A 22,281-nucleotide genomic window follows, 5' to 3' on the forward strand; every position below is an offset into this window, starting at 1 on the left:
CGCTTGCGACGGTCACGATCCCAGTGTCGCGGCTGCGCGTCCCGGTGGCGACTACCTGTTGGGTAATTGCGCCGATTACCTGGTGCGGACAGTCTCGAATCATGCGCACGAACCACGCACCACAACCGTCGACCCAGTCTCCGCCGGTCTGGCTACGTGCGGTCATGGCGGCCGACCGAACCGGATCGGCCTGGTACGTCGGTACCGGTTTCTTCTTCGCGCCGGTACTGATGCTGGTGTCGCCGTGGCCTGCCCTGACAACCGTCCTGTGGGTCGTCATCGCCGGCACCGGCTTGTGGCTCGGCCTGCTCGGCGTCGCGATGGCGACGGGCCTTGCGCTGGTGCTGCGTTCCGACCAGGAGCTTTCCGACGATTACTGGCAGTCGTTGCTCGACTATCCGGACCGGCCCAAGGTCAGTGCGCGACAGCTGATTTCGCGTTAGCGCCGGTGTAGTCGACCTGCCAGTGCTTGATGCCGTTCAGCCAGCCGGACCGCAGGCGCTCGGGCTCGCCGAGCGGACGCAGGTCCGGCATGTGGTCGGCGATCGCGTTGAACATCAGGTCGATGGTCATGCGGGCCAGGTTCGCCCCGATGCAGTAGTGGGCGCCGGTGCCGCCGAAACCGACGTGCGGATTCGGATCGCGCATGATGTTGAACGCGTACGGGTCGTCGAACACCTCTTCGTCGAAGTTGGCCGACCGGTAGAACATCACCACCCGCTGGCCCTTCTTGATCGGCACTCCGCCGAGTTCGGTGTCCTGCGTCGCGGTGCGCTGGAACGAGGTGACCGGCGTGGCCCAGCGGACGATCTCGTCGGCTGCCGTCGCCGGACGCTCCCGCTTGAACAGTTCCCACTGGTCGGGGTGCTCGGCGAACGCCATCATGCCCTGCGTGATGGTGTTGCGGGTCGTCTCGTTGCCCGCCACCGCCAGCAGGATGACGAAGAAGCCGAACTCGTCGTCGGAGAGCTTGTGGCCCTCGACGTCGGCCTGCACGAGCCGGGTCACCAGGTCGTCGCGCGGGTTGGCGCCGCGGTCGGCGGCCATGGCCATGCCGTACATGATCAGTTCGACCGACGCGGTGATGGCGTCGTTGCCTGCGAATTCGGGGTCCATGTCGCCGACCATCTGGTTGGACCAATGGAACAGCTTCTTGCGGTCTTCCTGGGGCACGCCCATGAGCCCGGCGATCGCCTGCAACGGCAGCTCACACGACACCTCCTCGACGAAATCGCCATAGCCTTTGGTGGCTGCCTCCTGCACGATCTGTTGTGCGCGGCGGCTCAGTTCGTCCCGCAGCAGTTCGATGGCCCGGGGCGTGAACATGCGCGAGATGATCTTGCGCAGGTGGGTGTGGTGCGGTGCGTCCATGTTGAGCAGCACGAACTTGCCGCGCTCGATCTGCTCGGTGACGGTGCCGTCCTGGTACCGGGGGATGGCTGTCTTCACCTGGCTGGAGAACACATCACTGCGGCGGGACACCTCTTTGACGTCTTTGTGCCGCGTCACCACCCAGTAGCCGCCGTCTTCGAAACCACCCTTGCCGCTGGGCTGCTCGTTCCACCAGATCGGCGCGACGTGGCGCAGCTCGGCCAGCTCCGCGACCGGCAGCCGCTGCGCGTAGATATCGGGGTCGGTGAAGTCGAATCCGGCTGGGATGTTGGGTGCCGCCATGTGACGCTCCTCACTCTGCAACGTGTTTCAATTTAGTACCGCGTGCCGGTCCGGGCCGCAAGGTTATGCCGATAATTCGGCCCAGATTCTGGGCGAATGCCGATGCCCGCTGATTCGCCGAGCACTATTCGTCGTAGCTGGTCTGCTCCGGACGGGCGCGTTGCGGGCGGGACCGGATCCGGAGTCGTACGGTCGCACCACATTGATCCGGCAAATTCCCAGCAATACCGCAGTCACCTGTAGCACCATTGGTTACCGGAGACGGACGGGAGGGCAACACATGAGAATCCTGGACAGCGTCAAATTCCGCGCCGTAGGGCTGGCCTGCGCAGCGTTGCTGCTGCCGGTCACGTCGGCGGCGCCCGCATGGGCCGACGACACGGCGCCGGTCGACCTCTCGGCCGCGCCGATCGATCCGCCGCCACCGCCCGTGGCGCCCACGCCGGCTCCGGTCGGAAAGCCGGTCCCCGTCGCGAACGCCGCTCCGGTGCCGCACCTGTCCAGTCCCGAGAATCTGCCGCCGTACACGACCACCGCCGCGGAAGGGTCCCAGGACACCGACCAGCTGTCGTATCTGCGCGATGTCTGGCAAGCCGTCCAGGAGCGCGAGATCAGCCCGAAGCAGGCCCTCGTGTTGCTGGCGCAGCGCCCGATGGACGCCGACGCAGCACCGCCCGCGGGCATTCCCGCCGGCCCGCAGGCGCCGGTGGCGGCTCCGGCGCCGGCGGACGCTCCGGCCGGCTAACTCGGCCGGCCCGCGTCCCGCACCGCCGTCAGCGCCTGGTCGACAACCCGGTAGCACTCGCACGCGATCTGCCCGAGTGCGACGCGGTCGACGATCTCGATGTTGCCCCGCCGGTAGATGATCAGGCCCTCGCGTTGCATCCGTGCCGCCGTCTCGGAGATCGTCGGGCGCTGCACACCCAGCATCTGCGAGAGGCTTTCCTGGGTGCTCGAGAACTGTTGGCAGTCGTATCGGTCATGAGCGGCCAGGAGCCAGCGCGCCAACCGCGCGCGCACCGAGTGCTGGCTGGTGCACAGCACGTTCTGGGCCGTCTGGATGAGGAGATAGTCGGTGAACCGGTCGATCGCGTCGTGCCACGGGCCCGCTTCGGTTGTCGCCTGCAGAAACTCCGCGACCGGAACGTAGGCGGTGTCGCCGGCACACCAGCAGACGACGGTCTGCCGGCTGTTGCGCGCACCCAGATGGCCGGCGATGCCGACCAGGCCTTCTGAGCCGACGGTGCCCACTTCGATCCCGGCGCCGTGCTCGGATTCGGCCAGTACCGAATACACCGAATCGAGGGGAAAGTGGATGTGGCTCAACGGGCTGCCGGCCCGTTGCGCGACGTGGCCGATAGGGCTGAAGTCGGTCTGGATGTGCGGCAGCAATCGATCCAGGCGATCGCTGCCGAAGGTGGCGAGCACAGCGTTGCGGTGCAGATCGCTCAGCTCAACCCCCGTGCCCACCCATGCAAGCTACTCGACGGATGCGCTGTCCCGATACGAACAAGTCACCGGAGCGTCGGTGATTTGCTATGTCAGAGAGCCGACATAGCGGCTACTATTTGCGGGCCGACCGTCAGCGCGGACCGGCACAGCCCTCATAGACATCAACGATTGGTTCCGTATGCCCGATGCGCTGGCCGATGACGCCGATGCCGACAAAGCGTCCGAGCACTGGGAGGTGGCCGCGGTACTCGCCGGTGGCCATTCGCCGAAAGCCGGTGGATTCAAGTACTTCGTCGCCGATCAGCGGTGGGTGTGGTCCGACGAGGTGGCCCAGATGCACGGCTACGCGCCGGGACACGTGGAGCCCACGACGGAGTTGCTGCTCAGCCACAAACACCCCGACGACCGCGCCAGGGTCGCCGAGATCCTGGAACGCGTACGGGCGGGAGGGCTGTTCAGCAGTCGGCACCGCATCATCGACGTCGCCGGCAAGACGCACTGGGTGGTGGTGGTTGCCGACCACATGGCCGACGAATCGGGTGCGGTGGTCGGCACGCGCGGCTACTACGTCGACGTCACCGAGACCATGCAGGCCGACCTGACGTCGGAGATCAAAGAGGTCGTGAAATCCCGCGCCACCATCGAGCAGGCCAAGGGCGTCCTCATGGCGGCATACGGGATCGATGCCGACCGTGCGTTCGACATCCTGACGTGGCGCTCACAGCTGACGCACGTAAAGGTGAAAACCGTTGCGGCACAATTCCTCGGGGCGGTCATGCGCGAGGGGCTGTCGCCCGAGAGCGTCAGCTCGATCGACCGGCTGCTCCTGCCGAACGACCCGGTCGCCAGGTAGTCAGGCCGTCAGCGCCTCGATGCGCGCCGGCACATGCTTGTGCCACGGGGTACCCGCGAACTCATCGCGCCAGTCCGCCGACGTGAGGTTGTTCGGCGCCACACCGGGCACCCGCTTCTCGCCGTCGGCCTCGGTGAAGTCGACGCCGAACCCGTTGGGCAGCGAGGCATGCCCGGGCAGCATGACGTCGGTGACCTCCACGGACGCCTCCGCGCTACCGGCGGCCGTCGTGATCCGGGCCCGCCCGCCGTCGACCAGCCCCAGCGCCGCGGCGTCTTCCACGCTGACCCGAAGTGCGCCGTCGGCATCACGCTTGCGCCAGCCCGGATCCCGGATGATGTCGTTGGCGGTGAACGCCCGTCGCTCACCGGCCGACAGCACGATCGGGTACTCGTCCGAGATCAGCGGTGGCCGGTCGGTGGCGAGTGCACCGAGCTCGGCCAGCATCTCGGGGATCTCGAGCGCAAAGCGCCGGTCGGCGTGCGTGACCAGGCTCCAGTCGTCCTCGTACTCGTGCACCGTGAACGTCACTCCGGACCGCCCTTCGAGGATCGCGGTGAACAGTGCGTTGCCGTCGGCATGACCGGCCCGGCGCACCGCATCGGGATACGTCATCGCGGTCTTCTGTGCCAGCCCCCACAACGCCGCCGCACCGGCCAATCCGTCCGGCAATGTCGGGCCCAGGGTTTCGTACAGCACATACGGCAGTACGCGACCGAGTGACGGGTTGGCGCCCACCGCGCCGAAGAATGCTCCGAGGTACGCGTCGAGGCCCTCGCGGGCGGCCCTGCGCAGCGGGCCCAGTTCGGCGTCGTCGACGACGCCGAGCGCGCGCACCAGCCGCGCCCAGATTTCCGGCTCCGGCAGGGTTCCGGGCAGCGGCGTCATGAGGGGGTGCCGCAGGTGGAAGGTGTTGTGCGGGAACTCGAGATTGAAGAATGTCGCCTCGGGCTTCTCGAACTGGCTCGCCGCAGGTAGCACATAGTGAGCCAGTCGGGCCGTCTCGGTCATCGCGACGTCGATGACCACCAGCAGCTCCAGCGTGCCGAGCGCGTCGCGCACCGCGTTCGAGTCGGCGATGGAGTGTGCCGGGTTGCTGCTCTCGACGATCATGGCGCGGAAGCGGTCCGGATGGTCGGTCAGGATCTCCTGCGGCACGACGTTGGACGGCAGCAGCCCGGCGATGATGGGAGCTCCCGTCACCGGCGAACGGCCGACGCCGCCGGCCGCGAACAGCGGCGCGAACGACGAATGCAGATGCTGCCCGCCACGTTTGGCGAAGTTGCCGGTCAGAATCCACAGCATCTTGTTGAGGTAGGAGCACAAGGTGCTGTTGGGCGCTTGCTGGACGCCGAGGTCCTCGAACACCGAAACGCTTGCCGCACCGGCGATCCGGCGGGCCGCGGCGCGCAGCAGGTCGGCGTCGACGCCGCAGCGCTGGGCGAACTCCTCGACGTCCACCGCACGCAGCGCGCCGCGCACCGCCTCGACGCCCGTCACGTGTGCGGCGAGAAACGCTTCGTCGCAGAGGTTTTCCTGCACGAGGACCGCGGCCAGTGCCGACAGGCACCACGCGTCGGTGCCGGGCCGCACCCGCAGATGGAAGTCGGCCATTTTCGCGGTGTCGGTGAGTACCGGATCGATGACGATCATCGACCGCTGCGGGTCTTTCGCGATGTCCTGCAGCACCGTTCGGGCCCGCGGGAAGCTCTGCGACATCCACGGGTTCTTCCCGGTGAACACCGACACCTCGGCGTGTTCGAATTCGCCGCGGGTGTGTCCGCCGTAGAGCTGTGCGTCGACCCAGAATTCACCGGTCTTCTCCTGCGCCAACGCATTTGACCGGTAGCGGCTGCCGAGTGCCTTGAGGAACGCGCCGCTGTAGGCGCCGCCCAGGTGGTTTCCCTGGCCACCGCCACCGTAGTAGAAGACCTTGTCGCCGCCGTACTCGTCGCGGATTCGCGAGAAGCCCTCGGCGATCTCGGAAATGGCGGTGTCCCAGTCGATTTCCTCGTAGGTGCCGTCGGGACGCCGGCGCATCGGCGAGGTGAGGCGGTCGCGGTTGTTCTGATAGTGGTCCAGCCGCAGCGCCTTGTTGCACGTATAGCCCTGAGAGGCCGGATGCGCTTTGTCCCCACGGATTTTCGCCAGCGTGCGGCCGTCGAGCTGCACGACGATGCCGCAGTTGCATTCGCACAGGATGCAGGCGGTCGACTGCCACTCCTGGGTTTGGGTCATGACGACGCCTTTCGTTCCGAGTCGGTGGCGGCAGCCACGAGGGCGCGCAGCTGCCGATGTACGAGGTCCAATGGGGTGGTGGAGCCCGTGGTGCGGGCCACCAGTACGGCGCCTTCGATGGCGGTGGTGGCGAGCATCGCCAGTTCGGCGGCCTGCTCGGCGGACGCGCCGTCGGCCCGCAGCTGCTCCTCGAGCTGGGCGAGCCAGCGGGTGAAGGCGGCGGCGGCCCGTTCGATCACGGGCGGGTTGTCGGCTTCGACGGCGACCGCGACCACCGGGCAGCCGGCGCGGAATCCGGTCTCGGTGAGCTGGGTGCGGAAACCGTCGACCAGCACGTCGAGTGCCTCGAGCGCCGTGCCTGCCTTGGTGATCCGGCGGGCGATGTGTTCACTGGCGAAATCGATTGCTTCGCAGAGCAATTCGGTCCGGCCGCCGGGGAAGTGGTGGTACGCCGACCCGCGGGGTGCCCCGCTGTGGGCGAGCACGTCCGAGATGGCCGTCGATTGTGCGCCCCGCTCGCGGATGAGCAGTGCCGCAGACACGATCATGCGTTCGCGAGGACCAGTCATCCGCGCCCTTCCGTCGGATTATGTATGTGAACATACATAATTTGTCGACGGGGGTCTAGATGCGGATTCGTCCGCGATGCGGACGTCGGCGGTGTTGAGCCTGTACTGAGGGTGTGAAAGGTCGAGTAGCCCGTGCCGTCAGCGCAGGGTCAAATCCCTACGGTCAGAACAACTACCAACGCGGCCAACAGGATCAGCATCACGGCGGCGATGGACGCCAGCACGGGTTCCGGCAATTCCGCCGATCTGCGATGGGGGAGTACCTGAACATCGAAGATCAGGTCCATCCACTTCGACGGCGATGAGGAACCCGCTGCCGGCGGCCTCGATCACACGGACGCCGCTGCGTTCAGCTCCTCGAGCCGGCCGGTGGCCTCCAGGTACTCCCGGACCCACCGCTCGATCACAGCCGCGGTCTTCTCGACCTTGGTGAACTGACCGACCACCTGGCCGACGGGGTTGAACGCGACGTCGACGCTCTCGTTGGGGTACTTGTGCGTGGCGGCCACCGCCATGCCGGAAACCATGTACTGCAACGGCATTCCGAGCGGCTTCGGGTTGCCTTCCTTCTCCCACGCCTCGGTCCAGTCGTTGCGCAGCATCCGGGCCGGCTTGCCGGTGAACGACCGGCTGCGCACGGTGTCCTTGCTGCTGGCCTTGGCGTACGCGGCGTGCTGCTGCTCGGAGTGTTCGCTCTCCTCGACCATCACCCACTGCGAACCGGTCCACGCGCCCTGTGCGCCGAGCGCCAGGGCCGCGGCGATCTGCTGGCCGCTGCCGATGCCTCCCGCGGCCAGCACCGGGACCGGAGCGACCTCCTTGACCACCTGCGGCCACAGCACGATCGAGCCGATCTCACCGCTGTGCCCGCCGGCCTCGCCGCCCTGGGCGATGATGATGTCGACGCCCGCGTCGGCGTGCTTCCGGGCCTGTGACGGCGAGCCGCACAATGCGGCGACCTTGCGGCCCTCGGCATGGATGTGGTCGATCATGTCCTTCGGCGGCGTGCCGAGCGCGTTGGCGATCAGCGTGCACTTGGGGTGCTGCAACGCGACCTCGACCTGCGGGGTCGCGGTGGCCTCGGTCCAGCCCAGCAGCTGCAGGGCGTCGTCGTCGCTGTGGTCGACCGGCACGCCGTGGTCGGCGAGGAGCTTCTTCGCGAAATCCAGGTGCTCCTGGGGGACCAGGGCGTTGAGCTGCTTCTTGAGCACCTCGGGATCCAGGTCGACCTGGTCCATGCCCTCGTACTTGTTGGGGATGACGATGTCGACGCCGTAGGGGTGGTCACCGATGTTCTCGTCGATCCACTTCAACTCGATCTCGAGTTGCTCGGGGGAGAAGCCGACCGCGCCGAGGACGCCGAAGCCGCCGGCTTTGCTGACCGCCACGACCACGTCGCGGCAGTGGGTGAAGGCGAAGATCGGGTATTCGATGCCGAGTTGATCGCAGATAGCGGTGCGCATAGGGATTCCTTGTGCTGGGGCCGAGGCAGAGGCGGTAAAACTGAAACGTGTTCTAATTTAGTACCGCGTGACAGTCCGGCGCGCAAGGCTACGCGCGGATTTGCGCCCAGATTCCGCGCGAAGGCCGTTCCAGAACCTCAGCGCACCACGACTCGTCGTAACCAGCCGGGCCGGTCGCTGGGCGCCGCCGCCGCGCGGACGACCGTCCAGCCGAGTCGCTCCGCTTCGGCCGCGAGCCCGGGCCGCGGATTCACCGGGATCGGGTGCCCCACGACGCGCATCAACGGCAGGTCCTCGTCGCCGTCGGCGTAGAAGTAACTCTGCTGCAGGTCAACCTGATTGGCCTGGCTGAACTCCTCGACCGCGGCGGCCTTGCGGTGGCCCCACACGATCGGCCGAACGATGTCGCCGGTGAGGGTGCCGTCGGCGTCGACGGTGAAGTGATTGCAGATGACGTGCTCGACCCCGAGATAGCGGGCCAGCGGCATGACGTGCATGGTCAGGGCCGACGAACTGAGCACCACCTTGTGGCCGGACTGCTGGTGGGCGCGCACGACCTCGCGCATCGTCGGGAAAATCCTGGCCTGCACGTGGCTGTGGAACAGCTGCTCGCCGAGCGACTCCTGCTCGGCGAGGGACTCGCCGCGCAGGTAACCGGCGGCGCGCACCAGCAACCGCTCGAACTCCATGCGGCGCAGCTTGTATCGCACCGTCGCTTCGAGAATTCCGGTGAGCTCGCCGAAGGCCGCCTGCCGCTGCCGGAACCGGTGGGCGGCGTGCACCGTCGCGATGAAACCCGACACCAGCGTGCCGTCGACGTCGAAGAACGCGCCGACGCGCGAGCTGTCCGCGCCAGTGGCATCGGCGTCGACCGCAGCGATCGGGGCGTTCGGCGCAGCCATGCTGACCAGTATGCCGGTATTCCCCGCGCGGCCTCCTGGTTGCCCATCGGCCGAGCGGTAGCGTGACCCGTCATGGGACGCGTGGACGGAAAAGTTGCACTGATCACTGGCGGCGCACGGGGCATGGGTGCCGCGCACGCCCGGATGCTGGTCGGCGAGGGCGCCAAGGTCGTCATCGGCGACATCCTCGATGAGCCGGGCGAAGCGCTGGCCGCCGAACTCGGGGACGCCGCGCGCTTCGTGCACCTCGATGTCACCGACGCCGATCAGTGGGCGGCCGCGGTCACCACCGCCACCGAACACTTCGGTCTGCTCAACGTCCTGGTCAACAACGCCGGCATCAGTGCCCTCGGCAAGATCGGCGAGTTCGACATGACCAAGTGGCAGAAGTGCATCGACGTCAACCTCACCGGCACCTTCCTGGGCATGCAGTCGGTGGTCGCGCCGATGCGGGAGGCCGGCGGCGGATCGATCATCAACATCTCGTCCATCGAGGGCATGCGCGGTGCGACGCTCCTGCACGCGTACGTCGCATCCAAGTGGGCGGTGCGCGGCCTGACGAAATCGGCGGCGATCGACCTCGGTAAGGACAAGATCCGGGTCAACACGATCCTGCCGGGCTTCATCCGCACGCCGATGACCAAATATTTTCCCGATGACATGATGATCGCGCCGCTGGGCCGGCCCGGGCAGTCCGACGAGGTAGCGACCTTTGTGGTGTTCCTGGCCAGCGACGAATCGTCGTTTGCCACCGGCAGCGAGTTCGTCGTCGACGGCGGCCTGACGACCGACGTGCCGCACAAGTTCTGACCTCAGCGATTCCGGAACTGACGGTCTGACGGGGCACAATGAGATGCCCCCACATCGCGCATCCCCGTGTTGAAGCGCGTTCGGATGCTGACGTTTCGGAGGGAGCAGGGCTATCTCAACGGAGTTGCGCCGCGGTGCAGTGCTGGGTGCGGTCATGTCTCTGGTGCTGCTGTTCGCGTGCACCGGCGATCTGCCGCGCCTGCTGAAGCCCATGAGCGAGGCCGCCGAGGTGGAGCTCGCACAAGGCTGGCAGCTGTCCTCTGCGCAGGGCATGGTGGCCGGCGGCGCGCAGCTCAGCGTCGACGGGTTCCCCGCTGCCGGGCCGGGCTGGCACCAGGTGCGACACATGCCGGCCACGGTGCTGCAGGCGCTGCAGGACGACGGCACCTACCCGGACCTCTACTACGGCGACAACCTGCTGACCAAGGTGCCGCAGGACCTGTACAAGCAGGACTGGTGGTACCGCACCACATTCGTCGCACCGGCCGGGCACTCGACGTACCGGCTGAACTTTCCCGGCATCAACTACCGGGCCGAAATCTGGCTGAACGGGCATCAGATCGCCGACAGCAGGCAGGTCGCGGGCATGTACGTCGACCACACCCTCGACGTGTCGAAGTGGATCGACCGTGGCCGTACCAACACCCTCGCCGTCAAGGTGACCCCGGAGCGCGCGCTGCAGGACGTCGACGGTGTGGAGCTGGCCGACAGCTGGTTCGACTGGATCAACTGGAATTACCTCGGGTACCAGGGGCCGGGTAAGAACCCGGCCAACGGCAACTCGTTCGTGGCGGACCGCAACGCCGGCATCCTCAAGCCGGTCACCCTCAAGATGTCCGGTGACGTGGCGATCACCGACGCGACCGTGAACAGCCAGCTGCCGTTGCCGCGCACCGACAGTGCCCAGCTGAGCGTCCGGTCGGGGCTGACCAACTACTCCGGCGAGCGCGTCAACGGTGTCGTGCGCGCGACCATCACCCGTGCCGGCAAGGCGGACATCGACATCGAGCGGCCGGTGTCGCTCGGGCCGGGGGAGAGCCGCGACGTCACGTTCAGCCCCGAGAACTACGAGGCGTTGCGCGTCTCTCATCCCGATCTGTGGTGGCCGTACACCATGGGCAGGCCCGACCTGTACGACCTCCGGATCCAGTTCCTGCAATACGGGCAGGCCACCGATGAGTTGAAGCAGCGCTTCGGCATCCGGTCCATCGAGCAGGGCCGCGACGACAGCGAGGAATTCCCGCAACTGGGCTCCGGCGGCAACTTCTACCTCAAGGTCAACGGCCGCGACTTCCTGGCGCGCGGGGCCACGTACACCCCGGACCTGCTGTACCGCGACGATCCCGACCGCGACAACGCGATCCTGCGCTACGTCAAGGATCTGGGTCTGAACATGATCCGGATGGAATCCAAGATTCCGGGTGCGCGCTTCATCGAGCGCGCCGACGAACTGGGTATCCCGCTCATGGTGGGCTGGATGTGCTGCAACCAGTGGGAGAAGTGGCCGCAGTGGGGCCAGGAGGACCACCGGGTCGCGCAGGACAGCCTGCGTTCGCAGATCATGATGCTGCGGTCACATGCGTCGGCGTTCGTCTGGGCCAACGCCAGCGACGGGCATCCGCCCGCCGACATCCTCGAGCAGTACCACGAGATTCTGCGAAAGCTGCACTGGCAGAACGCCGTTGTCGACACGGTGTCGTCGTACACGACGGATTCGTCGGGTAACCGCCTGTGGGACGGCATCCAGATGGCCGGCCCCTATACGTGGCGGCCCCCGGCGTACTGGTTCGACGGTGACTACGCCGCCGCGCGCGGCGCGTCGGCCGAGCAGGGCGACAACGAACACATTCCGCCGTTCGCCAGCCTGCGCAAGTTCATCCCGCCGGACAAGCTCTGGCCGATCAACGACATGTGGTACTTCCACGCCGGTTCCAATCCCGGCAACGAGGCGCTGGCCAGCATCCGTGACGCCGTCGTCCAGCGCTACGGATCATCCAGTGGTGCAGAGGAATTCACGCGCAAGGCCCAGCTCGCCCACTACGAGGCGACGCGGGCCCAGTTCGAGTCGTTCGCGGCGCTGGGCTGGGCGGACCACAAGATGACGATCTACTGGATGCTCAACAACCACTGGCCGTCGTTCTTCGGCAACATCTTCGACTACTACCTGCGGCCCGGCGGTGCGTACTACGGCGCGAAGAAGGGCCTGCAGCCGCTGTCGGTGACGTTCGATTCGTACGCGACCGGCGACCACAGCACGGCCAAGGTCAGCATCACCAACCAGAGCCCCGAGAAGGCGGTGGGCCTGCGCGTGCGCACCCGGATCTACGACATCAACGGGACCATGCGTGACGACCGCACCAGTGACCCGTACGACGTGGTCTCCGGTGCCGCCGCGGTGGCGCTGACGTTGCCGCGCGTGGTGCCCGATTCGCGGGTGTTCTTCGTCCGGTGTGAGCTGCTGAACCCGGTTGGCGAGGTCATTGCCGACAACGACTACTGGCAGTCGCAGCAGGACGACATCGGAGACCCGCGCAAGGATGTCGCCTTCGAGCTGCACCAGACCGCATGGGCCGACATGACGCCGCTGAACTACATGACCAAGGCGCGCCTGGAGGTCAGCGCCGCCGGTGCGGTGAACAGCGACGGCCAGCAGGTCGTCGACATCACGCTGCACAATCCGACCAAGCAGGTCGCATTCTTCGAGCGTGCCGAGCTGACCACCGCTCCCGACGCCGACGAAATCCTGCCCATCGAGTACAGCGACAACTACGTCACCGTGTATCCGGGCGAGACCGCACATGTCCGGGGGCTGGTGCCCCAACCGGGCGTGACCGCGGGTTGGGTCCGGGTCGGCGGCTACAACACGCCACCGGTGACGGTGCCGGTGACGGGCAGCTCCCGGCCGTCGGACTCGGCTGACGCCGCATCCCGCGCCGCGATCGCCGACCCCGGATTGGCTGAGCCCGCTCCCCGCCCCGCGACACCCGACGCGGTACCGCGGGTCCCGCGGCCGGGCGCATAGGACATGATGAAGGCACACACGAAGGAGAACCAGATGGCTGACGAACGTTCCGCACTGGCCGAGCGCACCGCCGCAAGCGGGTGGCAGCGCCACACGGACGACCGCGTCGACGTCTACCTGCGTGGCGCGTCCCGGGTGCGGGTGATCTGGCGCGGTGACGACGCGATCAGCGGTGGCACGCGCTTCCAGGACGACATCATGGAGAACTACACGCGCCAACTCGACACCGTGCGCGCCTGGCTGGCGGGCTGACTCAGTCCGCAGTGCCCTCCGGCCGCGCCGTACCCTGATCGCCATGGGCGTACGTGCGGGCATCGTGGTGACGGGGACCGAAGTTCTCACCGGCCGGGTCCAGGACCTCAACGGGCCGTGGCTGGCGGACCGGCTGCTCGAACTCGGCGTGGAACTCGCCCACATCACCATCTGCGGTGACCGGCCGGAGGACATCGAGGCCCAGCTGAATTTCCTTGCCGCACAAGGTGTCGACCTGATCGTCACCAGCGGTGGCCTCGGACCGACGGCCGACGACATGACCGTCGCCGTGGTGACCAGGTTCTGTGGCCGCGAGCTCGTGCTCGACGAAGCGCTCGAGGAGCGCATCGCCGAGATCTTGCGAGCCTTCATGGGCCGGTTCCCGGGCGCCGATTTCGACGCCGTCCGGGCCGCGAACCGCAAGCAGGCCTTGGTGCCCGCGGGCGAGGGCGTCGAGATCCTCGACCCCGTCGGCACGGCACCGGGCGTCGTGGTCACCCGGCTCGGGGGCGGGCCGACGGTGATGGTGCTGCCCGGGCCGCCCCGCGAACTTCAGCCCATGTGGGCCCGCGCCATCGAGACGGCGACCGCCCAGCGCGCCGTGGCCGGCCGCACGATCTATCGGCAGGAGACCATCCGGATGTTCGGCCTGCCCGAGTCCGGGCTGGCCGAGACGCTGCGCGAGGCCGAAACTCTGGTGGCCGGTTTCGCGGACCTGGAGATCACGACGTGCCTGCGGCGCGGTGAGCTGGAGATCGTCACCCGCTACGAACCCGACGCCGCCGAAAGCTACCGGCAGCTGGCCGGGTTGCTCCGCGAGCGTCATCCCCATGACGTCTTCTCCGAGGACGGCTCACTGGTCGATGACCAAGTGGCACAACTGCTTTCGGGCCGTACCATTGCGACGGCCGAGTCGTGCACGGCGGGCCTGCTGGCGGCACGGCTGGCCGACCGGCCGGGCTCCTCGGCCTACCTGGCCGGTGGCGTGGTGTCGTATTCGAATGAAGCCAAGGCCGACCTGCTCGGCGTCGATCCCGCGTTGATCGCGGCCCACGGTGCGGTTTCCGAACCGGTCGCCGAGGCCATGGCGGCTGGCGCACTGCAGCGGTTCGGCGCCGACGTCGCCGTGGGCATCACCGGCATCGCCGGACCCGGCGGTGGCAGCGACGAAAAGCCGGTCGGCACAGTGTGTTTCAGTGTCGGGCTGGCCGGCGGCGCGACCCACACCCGCACCATCCACCTGCCCGGCAACCGGGCCGACATCCGGGAGCGGTCGACGACCGTCGCCATGCACATGCTGCGCCGCGTACTCAGCGGTCAGCGTGTGACGGTCTGACGGGCCCTACTGCGCGGCCAGGTCGGCGTCCCAAACCTCGAGAATCTTGGTCAGGATGTCCTCTGGCACACCGAGACCCGCCAGGTGGCTTTCGCCCGGCAGCGTGAACATCTCCGCGTCGGCGATGCGCGCGACCGCGTGCTGCCCGTGGGCGTAGGGCACGATGTGGTCGGCGTCGCCGTGCCACCAGCGCACCGGAACCTTGATGTCCGCCAGTCGGAAGCCCCAGTCTCGGGCGAACACGACGACGTCGGCGAACGGTGCCGCGAGCTGCTTGCGGCTGCCGTTGAGCAGGTCGTCGAGGAACATGGCCTTGAACTCCGGGCGGCTCAGCAGGTTCCGGTCGCCGTCGGGGGAGATGCGCGCATATAGGTCCAGCGCGGGGGAGCCGAACGGCGCGATCACCTTGATGAGTGACCCGGCCACCCAGCGGATGGGGGTGTCGGCGACCTCGATGATCGGCCGGACGATCTTGGCCAGCTCCATCAGGCCGCTGCTGATGCCGTCCTCGCCGATCAACGGCGCGACGCCGCCGAGCACCGCGGCCATCACCACCCGGTCGGGCATGGCGGCCGCGGTGGCCAGGGTGTAGGGGCCGCCGCCGGACAAGCCGATCACCGCGAATCGGTTGATGCCGAGGGTGTCGGCGATGGTCCGCAGGTCCTCGGTGAACCCGAGCACGTTCTCGTACTGGTACGGCGTCGAGGATCCGATGCCGGGCCGGTCGATGCCGATCAGCCGGATGTTCTGGCGGGAGGCGAAGGCACGGGCCTCGGTCGGGATCTGCCGGCGCGCGCCGGGCGTCCCGTGCAGCCAGAACACGGCTCGTCCCTGGGGATCCCCGAACTCGGCGAAACCGATCTGGCGGTCCTCGCCGACGGCGATGTTGCCTTCCAGCTTCGGGCGATCGATCGACATGGCCATGCCCGAATTGTTGCACGCAGCCGTGAGCGGGCTCAGGGGCGCGGGTAGCGGTCCGCCCACGGCGCGGCCTGCTCCAGTTGCCGGGCCAGTTGCAGCAGGATGGTCTCGTCCGGCGCCATCAGCTGGACGCCGATGGGCAGTCCGTCCGCGGTGCGGCCCAGCGGCAGGGAAATGGCGGCCCAGCCCGTCACGTTGGTCAGCGACGTCCAGCCGGTGGTGGCGAATTCGACGTCGAAGAATTCCCGGGTGCTGGCGCGGGGCTGATCGAGCAGGCCGTACGGCGGCGGTCCGGACAGCAGTGTCGGCACCAGCAGGACGTCGTGGCCGGCCATCCCGGCGGCGAACCGCCGGGTCTGGTCGTGGACGGCCGCGATGGCTTCGGCGTAGGCCAGGCCGGTGGTGGCGAATCCCTCGCGGATCATCATCCAGGTGCTCGGTTCGAACTCGTCTTCGCGTGGCGGACGGCCCAGGTGCGCCGCGGCCAGCTCATGCAGTTGGACGTTGCTGACCCGGTGCAGCACCGCGACGGCGTCGGCGACAGCGTCTGGATCGATGCTCGGCGCCGACGGCTCGACCTGGTGGCCCAGGTCCGCCAGCAGCGTCCCGGTGGCCTCGACAGCGGCGGCGACCTGCGGGTCGGTGCACGGCCCCGGGAACGGCGAATCGACCGCGATCGCGATGCGTTGCGCTGCCGGGGTCTGCGCGATGGCGTCGAGGAACGGCTGGGCGGGCGGGGGAGCAGAGTACGGGTCGCCCGGCGCGCTACCGGTGACGGCATCGAGCAGCGCCGCGCAGTCGCGGACGGTGCGGGTGAGGGCATGCTCGTTGACCAGCCCCTCCAGCCCGTGCCCGGCGCTGGGCGCGAACGAGGTCCGGGCGCGGCGCGGTTTGAGGCCGACGACACCGCAGCATGATGCCGGCACCCGGATCGAGCCGGTGCCGTCGCCACCAGAGGCGGCGGGCACGATGCCGGCCGCGACGGCGGCGGCGGACCCTCCGCTCGACCCGCCGGGGGTGACCTCCGGTGACCACGGATTGACCGTCGGCCCGAAGAGGGACGGTTCGGTGGTGCAGTGGTTGCCCCACTCCGGTGTGTTGGTCTTGCCGAAGATCACCAGCCCGGCGTCCAGATACCGCTGCACGATCCAGGCGGTCTGGTCGGCGACATGGGTGCGCAGCGCCCGTGACCCCATGGCCTCCGGGGCGCCGGCCAGCGACGCCCCGAGGTCCTTGAGCAGGAACGGCACCCCGGCCAGCGGTCCGGCTGTGCCGGTGCGCAGCGCGCCGGACTCATCGAGCCGGCGGGCCTGTTCGCGGCCGCGGTCGAACAGATCGGTGACCACGGCGTTGAGCGGGCGCGCCGCTTCGAGCCGGGTGATCGCGGCCTCCAGCAGCTCGGCACTGCTCACCGCGCCGCTGGCCACCAGCTGCGCCTGCCCGACGGCATCGTCCACGAGATCGGTCACGAGGGCATCCTGTCAGTCGGCGCCGGCCTTGCTGTCTACGCGGGTGCGGTAGAGGCTCGCCACCGTCGTGACGACGAGCGTGACGATGATGACCGCCAACGACAGCAGCGTGGGAATCTGCGGCACGTGCACGGGCTCCCCGCCGTTGACGAACGGCAGCGTGTTCTCGTGCAGCGCGTGCAGGACCAGCTTCACGCCGATGAACGCGAGGATGAAGGCCAGGCCCTGTGACAGGTAGACCAGCCGCTTGAGCATGTCGCCGAGTAGGAAGTACAGCTGGCGCAGACCCATCAGCGCGAAGACGTTCGCGGTGAACACCAGGTACGGCTCCTGCGTGAGGCCGTAGATCGCCGGGATCGAGTCGAGCGCGAACAGCAGATCGGTGGTCCCCAGCGCGATGATGACCAGGATCATCGGGGTCAGCACCCGCTTGCCGTTCACGACGGTGTGCAGCTTGCTGCCGTCCCACTGGTCGGAGGCCTTGAGGTATTTGCGGGCGAACCGCACCATCGAGTTCTCGGCGTCGTCGTCGTGCTCGGTGTCCCGGACCAGCTTGACCGCCGTGTACACCAGGAACGCGCCGAACAGGTAGAAGATCCACGAGAACTGCGAAATGGCAACGGCGCCAAGGGCGATGAAGACGCCTCGGAAGATCAGCGCCAGGATGATGCCGATCAGCAGCACCTCCTGCTGCAGGACCCGGGGCACCTTGAAGCTGGCCATGATGATCAGGAAGATGAACAGGTTGTCGACCGACAGGCTGTATTCGGTGAGCCAGCCCGCGAAGTACTCGACGCCGTAATTGCCGCCGTGGAATTGCCATACCCAGATGCCGAAGGCGACCGCCAGGCCGATGTAGAGCGCAAGATAGCCCGCGGTTTCGCGGGTGGTGGGTTCATGTGGACGGCGGCCGATCACCGCCACGTCGAAGAGCAGTACGGCGATCGTCACCCCGAGGGTGATGGACCATTCCAGAGTCGAAACATTCATGCGAGGGTGCCTCCGGGCGTCAGAAAACGACCGAGGTCTCTACCACCGCCGAAGCGGCCCACGGCACCGGCTACCCGACGTTGGGCAACGTGATGACGACACCGTGACGAAGGAATACTCCCCTCGAGAACCATTATCGCAGACGCCAGCGTCACGCGGTGATCAGGACGGTCAACTGTGCCCCGTCACGTTCGACGCGCATCCCGGCGCGACGGGCGACGGCGGCGACGGCAGCGGCATCGTTGGGTTCGGCCCGGCTGCCCGCGAGCGCCCGGGCCAGGCGGCCCTTGTGGGCCTTGTTGAAGTGGCTGACGACGGTGCGCCGCCCGTCGGGGTGTTCGGTGTAGACGTCGACGGTCACGGCGCCGGGAATCTTGCCAAGCGCCTCGTATGAGCCGGACCGCAGGTCAACGATCAGCTCCTGCTGCTGGAGCTGGGCGAGTACGGGTTCCAGGACGGGCTTCCACCGGCTGGCCAGGGTGCCGCCGGCGGGCAGTTTCGACGATGCCGACAGCCGGTACGCCGGAATCGGGTCGTCGGCGCGCAGCAGGCCGAACAGGGCCGATCCGACGGCCAGACGGGACCGGGCACGCGTCGCGGTGGCGCCGCGCAGCGAGCCGACGTCCAGGGCGTCGTACAGGACCCCGGTGTAGCGGTCGATGGCCGGCATCGTCGCAGCGCTGCGCAGTTCGGCGTTGCGCTGGATTTCGGAGTCCTGCGATGCGGAGATGGACAGGGCTTTGCGGCTGGCCTCCGGGCTGGCTGCGAGCTCGACGAGTTCGTCGAGCAGCGCGGCGCGCAGCGCCGTGAGTTCCGGCGCACTGAGCGCCCCGAGCTGCAGCGGCGGTCCGTCGCCACCTGGGCGCTTGGTCTCCGAGGGCGGCAGCAGCACGATCACGGCGAAGACGGTAGCCGACGCCGACAGGTACGACGCGTACCATGTACCTGTCAATCGTGGGTCTTTGCTTTGCCGCTGTGGTCGCTGTGGCCTAAAGTTCGGTACCTACTGACGTCGGGGCAGAGGTCGGTGGGCCGAGGTTCCGTACCTGCGGTGATTACCAGGGAATGCTGGGGTGGTTATGGGTAGGAACGCCAAGTTCGCCGTTGACATGCGGGTTCGCGTCAACCGTGGCGACGCCAAGGACGTGCGTGGGGTGATCGTCGAGGACTACGGCGATCATGCGGGCTATTCGGTCGATGTCGGTGAGAACCATATTGTCGACGCGGCACGCCGCTGGGCCGTCCTGCTGGACAGCGGCACTCTCGTCTTCGCTGACGATGCCCATCTGAAGCCGGAGTAATCCCGCTCACCCGGAAGCGATGAGCAGCGGGACCAGCTGCTCGGCATCTGTCCACGACCCGTGCTGCCCGATGAGGGCAGATTCGACAGGCTCGACCGTCCGGCGCACCAATCCGGCGTTGTCCCGGGCCGCCGCCACGACATCGCCGATGCGGCTGCGCGCCGCGTCACCGACCCGCGCACCGAACCAGCCCTCCGCGATGGCCTGCTCCCTGGTACGGACCCAGGCCTTGGCGCCCAACGTCTCTCGCCACCCGTCGGCGACCGACTCCGCCGCGCCCGCGGCGACATACACGTGCCGCGCCCGGGCCTCCCCGGCGACGGCGACGACGCCGTCCAACAGCTCGGGACGTGCATCGATGTCGACGACATCGGCTTCGTCGAGGTTGACCATGCCGTGGTCGGCGACGACCGCCAGCAGCCCGCCGGCCGGCAGCGCGTCGACGATCGATTCGACCAGCCGGTCCACCTGCCGCAACTGCATGCGCCACGCCGTCGACCCCGCGCCGTACAGGTGGCCGAGCATGTCCAGGTCGGCGTGATAGCCGTAGCAGAACCCGCCCTCGGCCACGGCCTGCTGCACCCGGGCCGCGAGGTCGCCGAGCCGATGCACGCCGACATACCGTCCGCCGCGCAGCACCGCGCGGGTCAGCCCCGAGTTGGTGAATTCGGCGCCCGAGATGACGCTGACCGCCACGCCGGCGGCCGTGGCCTGGCCGAACGTCGTCGGCAGCGGCTGCACATCCTCGGGCACCAGCACGTCGCGCAGATCGGCGCCGACTGGATGCGGCGTCCAGCGCAGCGCGTTCACCACGCCGTGGTCGGGAATCCGGAACGAGTAGCCGACCATGCCGTGCTCGCCGGAGCGCCGGCCGGTTCCCACCGCGGCCAGGCCGGCACTGGTGGTCGACGGATAGCCGACGTGCAGGTTCGGGCCGCGGAGTCCCGCCAGGACCGGCGCGTCGTCGGCATAGGTGTCGAGCAGCTGGGCGCCGAGGCCGTCGATCAGCAGGACGCACGCGCCGCGAACGCCGCCAGGCAGGTCGATGGGCCGGTGCACCCCGTCGAGTTGGGCTGCCGTCACACCCATCGCGGCAAGCACGGCCGGCACCACGTCGGCGAGATGCGGCGCGTCGGGTCGCGGGCTCGGGACATCCATGGCCGCGAGCTTAGGGATTTCCCGGACGAAGTAAACGCAATTACCGACAGCTAATTCCTATTCACCCCAGCGAATAGGGAAAACGCAATTATCGCGTGATGCGAGCAAATGCGTTGTCAGCCGCCCCAGCCGCGGCTGCCGTCCCAGCCGCCGCACATGCCGTTGAAGCAGCCATGCCCGAAGCCACCGGTGAACGGGTTCCAGCCCCCGCAACCCTGCCAGTTCGCGCCGCTGCCGCAGCCACCGCCGCCGCCCTGGCCGTCAGGACCGCCGTAGCCGGTGTTGTCGGCGACTACGGTTCGGTCCGGGCTGACACTTCCGGAGAGCGTGATCGCGGCGGCCGGCGCGGCAATTATCGCTGCTGTGGCGGCCACCGCGGCGACCGCCGATGTTGTGAATTTCCGCCTAATTAGCATGTCTACAGAATGCTCCTGAGCGGCCGGATATTCCAGCTTCCGGCGCTCGTTCATCGAATTCTGTGAGCAGAGTTACTGCGGGGCGCACCATTCCCTCCGCGGCATGTATTTCGGTCAGGTATCACGCGCTCGGGAGTGTCATCCAAGAAAAGTCACAGGTTTCCCATCAGGACCCGGGTCGTCGCCGCTGTTACCCTTTTCCCGTCATGAGTGTTGTGCCGAGCGGTGAAATCAAGGCACTGTCCGGCCTGCGCATCGTCGCCGCAGTGTGGGTGGTGCTGTTCCATTTCCGTCCGCTGTTGAAGCAGGCGTCACCGCCCCTGAGCGACGCACTCGCCCCGATCCTGGACTGCGGCGCGCAGGGTGTCGATCTGTTCTTCATCCTCAGCGGCTTCGTCCTCACCTGGAACTACCTCGAGCGCATGGGACCGGCCTGGTCGACGCGGGCGACGCTGCATTTCCTGTGGCTCCGCCTGGCCCGGGTCTGGCCCGTGTACCTGGTCACCATGCATCTCGCCGTGGCCTGGATCATCTTCACACTCAACGTCGGCGACTTCCCGTCGCCGGAAGCGGCCACCCTGACCGGCCCCAACTATCTGCGCCAGCTGTTCCTGGTCCAGCTGTGGGTGGTGCCGTACTTCGACAACTCCAGCTGGGACGGCCCGGCCTGGTCGATCAGCGCGGAATGGCTGGCCTACCTGTTGTTCGGGCTGCTGGTCATCGTGCTGTTCCGGGTGGCCCGGGCCAGCCGGGCGCGCAGCCTGCTGTGGCTGGCGTTCGCCGTGACGCTGCCGCCGCTGCTTTTCCTGGCAGCCACCGGCGAGTTCTACACGCCGTGGAGCTGGCTGCCGCGCATCGTGCTGCAGTTCACCGCGGGTGCTGTGGCATGTGCCGCCGTGCGCAAGCTGAACCTGACCGATCGGGGCCGCACCGTCGCCGGCGTGCTGTCGGCGGTGCTGCTCGCCCTCATCGTGGGCCTCGTGTACTGGTTCGACGCGCATCCCGTCCCGACGATCCGCGACGACTTCGGCCTCGTCGACGTCTTCTTCCTGCCGTTGGTGGTGGCTCTGTCGGTCGGCACCGGAACCCTGCCCGCACTGCTGTCGACGCGCGCCATGGTCTACGGCGGCAAGGTGTCGTTCAGCCTGTACATGGTCCACGAGCTGGTACACCAGAGCTGGAACTGGGCCGCGGCGCAGTACCGCATCGAGATGTTGCCGAGTTGGGGCACCAAGTTCATCGTGCTGGCGCTGCTGGCCGGCTCGTTCGCCGGTGCGGTGGTGCTGTTCCACTACGTCGAAGAGCCGGCGCGGCACTGGATGCGGCGCATGGTCGGGCCGGCGGATGCCTCGAAAGCTGTTGCAGGGCAACGTAAACTGCAGGCGATATCCGGCGACGATGACGACGTCGAGCGCGCCGAACGGGCGGGCTGACCGCGATCCGTCCTACCACCGA

Annotated in this window: 22 protein-coding genes; 9 read left to right on the plus strand and 13 right to left on the minus strand. The window is 67.8% G+C overall.

Annotation, left to right across the window (positions count from 1 at the left end; all coding sequences use genetic code 11):
- Positions 1-101: 101 nt before the first annotated feature.
- Complete coding sequence (locus QRN63_RS29160; protein WP_285034527.1) at positions 102-443, plus strand: hypothetical protein; 342 nt, start codon at positions 102-104, stop codon at positions 441-443.
- Here the strand turns inward: QRN63_RS29160 and QRN63_RS29165 are convergent.
- Entirely contained in the window at positions 415-1,674 is a 1,260-nt protein-coding gene (locus QRN63_RS29165; protein WP_285034528.1) for a cytochrome P450, read from the minus strand. The genes QRN63_RS29160 and QRN63_RS29165 overlap by 29 nt on opposite strands.
- A gap of 280 nt (positions 1,675-1,954) precedes the next feature.
- Here QRN63_RS29165 and QRN63_RS29170 point away from each other — a divergent pair, with 280 nt between their 5' ends.
- Entirely contained in the window at positions 1,955-2,419 is a 465-nt protein-coding gene (locus QRN63_RS29170) for a hypothetical protein (RefSeq protein WP_267317619.1), read from the plus strand.
- Here the strand turns inward: QRN63_RS29170 and QRN63_RS29175 are convergent.
- On the minus strand, positions 2,416-3,144 hold the full coding sequence (locus tag QRN63_RS29175) for a Crp/Fnr family transcriptional regulator (protein WP_285034529.1): 729 nt from the start codon (positions 3,142-3,144) through the stop codon (positions 2,416-2,418). The genes QRN63_RS29170 and QRN63_RS29175 overlap by 4 nt on opposite strands.
- Positions 3,145-3,304: 160 nt before the next feature.
- Here QRN63_RS29175 and QRN63_RS29180 point away from each other — a divergent pair, with 160 nt between their 5' ends.
- A complete protein-coding gene (locus tag QRN63_RS29180) occupies positions 3,305-3,979 on the plus strand; it encodes a PAS and ANTAR domain-containing protein (RefSeq protein ID WP_267317617.1) in 675 nt (224 codons plus the stop codon).
- Here the strand turns inward: QRN63_RS29180 and QRN63_RS29185 are convergent, their stop codons facing one another.
- From QRN63_RS29185 to QRN63_RS29205, 5 genes are all read right to left on the minus strand, one after another.
- Positions 3,980-6,217 carry a molybdopterin-dependent oxidoreductase gene (locus QRN63_RS29185; protein WP_285034530.1) on the minus strand — a complete coding sequence of 746 codons (2,238 nt, stop codon included), beginning with the start codon at positions 6,215-6,217 and terminating at the stop codon, positions 3,980-3,982.
- Positions 6,214-6,786 carry a TetR/AcrR family transcriptional regulator gene (locus QRN63_RS29190; protein ID WP_285034531.1) on the minus strand — a complete coding sequence of 191 codons (573 nt, stop codon included), beginning with the start codon at positions 6,784-6,786 and terminating at the stop codon, positions 6,214-6,216. Before QRN63_RS29190 ends, QRN63_RS29185 begins: the two co-directional genes overlap by 4 nt.
- A 149-nt stretch (positions 6,787-6,935) precedes the next feature.
- Positions 6,936-7,073 carry a hypothetical protein gene (locus tag QRN63_RS29195; protein ID WP_285034532.1) on the minus strand — a complete coding sequence of 46 codons (138 nt, stop codon included), beginning with the start codon at positions 7,071-7,073 and terminating at the stop codon, positions 6,936-6,938.
- A 42-nt stretch (positions 7,074-7,115) separates the two neighbouring features.
- The gene (locus tag QRN63_RS29200; protein ID WP_267317613.1) at positions 7,116-8,249 is read right to left on the minus strand and encodes a nitronate monooxygenase; all 1,134 of its coding nucleotides are present in this window, start codon (positions 8,247-8,249) and stop codon (positions 7,116-7,118) included.
- Positions 8,250-8,386: 137 nt separating this feature from the next.
- On the minus strand, positions 8,387-9,151 hold the full coding sequence (locus QRN63_RS29205) for an HAD family hydrolase (RefSeq protein ID WP_285034533.1): 765 nt from the start codon (positions 9,149-9,151) through the stop codon (positions 8,387-8,389).
- A gap of 72 nt (positions 9,152-9,223) precedes the next feature.
- Here QRN63_RS29205 and QRN63_RS29210 point away from each other — a divergent pair, with 72 nt between their 5' ends.
- The 4 genes from QRN63_RS29210 (at position 9,224) to QRN63_RS29225 (ending at position 14,571) form a co-directional block, all read left to right on the plus strand.
- Positions 9,224-9,961, plus strand: a complete 738-nt coding sequence (locus QRN63_RS29210) for a glucose 1-dehydrogenase (protein WP_285034534.1) — start codon at positions 9,224-9,226, stop codon at positions 9,959-9,961.
- A gap of 154 nt (positions 9,962-10,115) precedes the next feature.
- Positions 10,116-12,983 (plus strand): glycoside hydrolase family 2 protein, encoded by a 2,868-nt coding sequence (locus QRN63_RS29215; protein WP_267317610.1) that lies wholly within the window; start codon positions 10,116-10,118, stop codon positions 12,981-12,983.
- A gap of 33 nt (positions 12,984-13,016) precedes the next feature.
- A complete protein-coding gene (locus QRN63_RS29220; RefSeq protein ID WP_267317609.1) occupies positions 13,017-13,235 on the plus strand; it encodes a hypothetical protein in 219 nt (72 codons plus the stop codon).
- Positions 13,236-13,278: 43 nt separating this feature from the next.
- Entirely contained in the window at positions 13,279-14,571 is a 1,293-nt protein-coding gene (locus tag QRN63_RS29225; protein ID WP_502888209.1) for a competence/damage-inducible protein A, read from the plus strand.
- A gap of 6 nt (positions 14,572-14,577) precedes the next feature.
- Here QRN63_RS29225 and QRN63_RS29230 read toward each other — a convergent pair whose 3' ends face one another.
- From QRN63_RS29230 to yaaA, 4 genes are all read right to left on the minus strand, one after another.
- Positions 14,578-15,495 (minus strand): alpha/beta fold hydrolase, encoded by a 918-nt coding sequence (locus tag QRN63_RS29230; RefSeq protein WP_267317608.1) that lies wholly within the window; start codon positions 15,493-15,495, stop codon positions 14,578-14,580.
- Between the two features lie 32 nt (positions 15,496-15,527).
- A complete protein-coding gene (locus tag QRN63_RS29235) occupies positions 15,528-16,961 on the minus strand; it encodes an amidase (protein ID WP_285034535.1) in 1,434 nt (477 codons plus the stop codon).
- A 12-nt stretch (positions 16,962-16,973) separates the two neighbouring features.
- Positions 16,974-17,951, minus strand: coding sequence for a TerC family protein (locus tag QRN63_RS29240; RefSeq protein WP_267317606.1), 978 nt, complete (start codon positions 17,949-17,951; stop codon positions 16,974-16,976).
- A 151-nt stretch (positions 17,952-18,102) separates the two neighbouring features.
- On the minus strand, positions 18,103-18,849 hold the full coding sequence (yaaA, locus tag QRN63_RS29245; protein ID WP_285034551.1) for a peroxide stress protein YaaA: 747 nt from the start codon (positions 18,847-18,849) through the stop codon (positions 18,103-18,105).
- Positions 18,850-19,030: 181 nt separating this feature from the next.
- Here yaaA and QRN63_RS29250 point away from each other — a divergent pair, with 181 nt between their 5' ends.
- Positions 19,031-19,252: a hypothetical protein gene (locus tag QRN63_RS29250; RefSeq protein WP_043392134.1), complete on the plus strand. Its 222-nt coding sequence runs from the start codon at positions 19,031-19,033 to the stop codon at positions 19,250-19,252.
- A gap of 6 nt (positions 19,253-19,258) precedes the next feature.
- Here the strand turns inward: QRN63_RS29250 and QRN63_RS29255 are convergent, their stop codons facing one another.
- Both QRN63_RS29255 and QRN63_RS29260 read right to left on the minus strand, forming a co-directional pair.
- The gene (locus QRN63_RS29255) at positions 19,259-20,410 is read right to left on the minus strand and encodes an alkaline phosphatase family protein (protein WP_267317605.1); all 1,152 of its coding nucleotides are present in this window, start codon (positions 20,408-20,410) and stop codon (positions 19,259-19,261) included.
- 116 nt (positions 20,411-20,526) lie between these two features.
- Positions 20,527-20,826: a hypothetical protein gene (locus QRN63_RS29260; protein ID WP_267318019.1), complete on the minus strand. Its 300-nt coding sequence runs from the start codon at positions 20,824-20,826 to the stop codon at positions 20,527-20,529.
- A 206-nt stretch (positions 20,827-21,032) separates the two neighbouring features.
- Here QRN63_RS29260 and QRN63_RS29265 point away from each other — a divergent pair, with 206 nt between their 5' ends.
- Complete coding sequence (locus QRN63_RS29265) at positions 21,033-22,259, plus strand: acyltransferase family protein (RefSeq protein WP_285034536.1); 1,227 nt, start codon at positions 21,033-21,035, stop codon at positions 22,257-22,259.
- The last annotated feature ends 22 nt before the right edge of the window (positions 22,260-22,281 follow it).

This window comes from Mycolicibacterium sp. lyk4-40-TYG-92 (assembly GCF_030209435.1).
In the GTDB taxonomy this organism is placed as follows: Bacteria; Actinomycetota; Actinomycetes; order Mycobacteriales; family Mycobacteriaceae; genus Mycobacterium.